This is a genomic window from Achromobacter sp. UBA5777, assembly GCF_002418565.1.
Classification (GTDB): domain Bacteria; phylum Pseudomonadota; class Gammaproteobacteria; order Burkholderiales; family Burkholderiaceae_B; genus Achromobacter; species Achromobacter animicus.
Genome location: NZ_DIEJ01000081.1, coordinates 2281 through 3390 on the forward strand (window position 1 = coordinate 2281; position 1110 = coordinate 3390).

General features: G+C 65.4%; 1 protein-coding gene and 1 pseudogene. Both read right to left on the reverse strand.

What is annotated here, in order from left to right; all coding sequences use genetic code 11:
- Nucleotides 1–370, reverse strand: a pseudogene (locus B3446_RS05630) (amidohydrolase family protein); the annotation flags it as partial.
- Nucleotide 371: 1 nt separating this feature from the next.
- Complete coding sequence (locus tag B3446_RS05635; RefSeq protein ID WP_291378232.1) at nt 372–935, reverse strand: 3-hydroxyanthranilate 3,4-dioxygenase; 564 nt, start codon at nt 933–935, stop codon at nt 372–374.
- Between the last annotated feature and the right edge of the window lie 175 nt (nt 936–1110).

Here is a 1110-nt window from a genome sequence, read left to right on the forward strand (position 1 = left end):
CCTGCAGGGGCACTTGGGCCAGGCATTTGAGGCGTGCCGGGGCGTGGGCGCAGTGTTCGAGCGCAAGATCGTTCATGCGTGCGGCCCAATCGGCGGCAGCCTGCGCGGGGTAGGTGTAGCCGAACATGATGGGCGTGGCGCACAGGATCTGGACATCGACGCCGTGCCGGTCCATCTGTTCGATGCGCAGCGCGGGATCCCAGAGGGTGGCGTCGACGGGGCGGAACGGGCGGTCGCCGGCCATGATCTGGCCGGTCGTGCCGTTGCCGTCGGGACGCAGCCAGGGCGCGTTGACGGGGTCGAGCGCAGCGGCTTCCTGCCGGGTGATCGGCGGGAAGAAGTGCGCGTGCATGTCGATTTTCTGGATCATCTTAGGTGGATGCCTGGGCGGGGGTGGGCTGCGCGGACGGGGCTTGGCCCTTGCCGGGATGAATTTCGCCGCAGCCGGGGCAGGTGCGTTTTTCCTGGCTTTGGTAGAAGGCCTGGAAGAGCGGGGGCAGGTCGGTGACGATGCTCTTGAGCTGGACTTCGACGCGATGCACGAGGTGGCGGCAATGCGGGCAGTACCACTCGAATCCGTCGAGCAGGCCTAGAGGGCGCTGGCGTTCGATGACGAGACAGGCGCTGTCGGTTTCGGGGCGTTGGGGGGAGTGACGGACGTGCGGGGGCAAGAGGAAGATGTCGCCTTCCTTCAAGTCGACGCGTTCGGGTTTGCCGTCGATCCACAGCGAAAGCCAGGCGTTGCCGCGGACTTGGTAGAAGAATTCTTCTAGCGGGTCGTCGTGGTAGTCGGTGCGGTGGTTAGGGCCGCCGACGACGGTGACGATGAAGTCGCTGTCTTGCCAGATCTGCTGGTTGCCGACGGGGGGCTTGAGCAGATGCGCGTGGTCCTGGATCCAGCGCTGGAAATTCAACGGCGGGCCGTAGGCAGGCATGAGGAACTCCGTGGGGGTCGCTTGATGAGGGAGAGTCTAGGCGGGGGAGCGGGGGGCTGCACAATAGAAATTGTGGGGGTGGATATGCGGGTTATCTATCGCGGGGTTTCCCTTGTTTTCTTCTGGGGGGTGTTGGTTCTTAAGGCGCCGGGCGCGGCGTCGGCCTGGGGCGCGC

What these genes read in the sequence shown, in the direction of transcription:
- B3446_RS05635 (WP_291378232.1), bottom strand. Translation starts at nt 935, where the DNA reads ATGCCTGCCTACGGCCCGCCGTTGAATTTCCAGCGCTGGATCCAGGAC.